This is a genomic window from Candidatus Symbiopectobacterium sp. NZEC135 (assembly GCF_025962695.1).
Genome location: NZ_JAGFPF010000687.1, coordinates 1 through 1040, shown reverse-complemented (window position 1 = coordinate 1040; position 1040 = coordinate 1). Strand labels below are relative to the sequence as shown.

Here is a 1040-nt window from a genome sequence, read left to right as displayed (position 1 = left end):
GGTTTCCCCTTGGCTGAGCGGCATATCCGTCGCAGCCCTGACGCTAAGCGGTGCGGTGGCGATTCTGCTGGCGCGGCGCACTGCCGCCACACCGACACTGCGCGCGGGCGCGCTCTGCCTGATTGTCGGCATGACGCTGATGCTGTTCGCGGTCCATCGCGCCAGCACCGGTTGGCTGCTGGCGGGGGCATGTATCACCGGGTTGGGGTTTGGCATGGCATTCCTCGGTGCGCTGCGTAGCGTGCTTCCGCTGGCAAAGCCACACGAACGCGCCGGCCTCACCGCCGTGTTCTACATCGAAAGCTATTTGGCAAACAGCGTACCCGCCATCATTGCAGGCTACCTGACGCAGCATCTGGGGTTGATCGCCACCACCTATGTATACGGTGGCGTGATCTTGACGCTGGCGACGCTGGCCATCGTACTAACGTTCATCCCGCGGTTAACCAAAGCGAAATAAAATTAACAAAATCATAATAATAAACAACCTGACTGCATAAGTTATAAATAATTCGTCTTGCGATTTATCCCTGTAAAGAGAATGGTTATGGTCTACCTCTTTTGCGGAGAACGCCCATGACCACATTATCCATATTTCAACTGCCGCACACGGCACAGCCCGCTGAGCAACTGGCCGCCTTCGGCGATATCGCCGAGCTGCTGGCGGGTGCCGGAATCCAGCTCGAACGCTGGGAGATTGGCTCGCTGCCCGCAACGGTGGACAGTGACACACTGCTCACTCATTTTCAGCAGGATATTGAGCGCCTCAAACTGCAAGAGGGTTACACCGCCGCCGATGTGATCCGCATTACGCCGGATCACCCCGACAAACAGGCGCTGCGCGAGAAGTTTTTGCAGGAACATACCCACAGCGAAGACGAGGTGCGCTTTTTTGTCACGGGTAGCGGCACGTTCTTCGTTCCGCTGGGCGACAAGGTGTTTCGTTTAACCTGTGAAGCGGGTGATCTGCTGCGCGTTCCGGCCAACACCCGCCACTGGTTTGACTGCGGCGCACAACCGGACTTCACCGCCATCCGTAT

The 1040-nt window shown here is 57.7% G+C and carries 1 protein-coding gene and 1 pseudogene; both read left to right on the top strand.

Translation table 11 applies throughout. From position 1 onward, the window contains the following. Positions 1–460 (top strand): annotated as a pseudogene (locus J5224_RS29740) (MFS transporter); the annotation flags it as partial. A 116-nt stretch (positions 461–576) separates the two neighbouring features. Continuing rightward, positions 577–1040 (top strand): 1,2-dihydroxy-3-keto-5-methylthiopentene dioxygenase (locus J5224_RS29735; protein WP_264628659.1); only part of this gene is annotated, 464 nt, incomplete at its 3' end.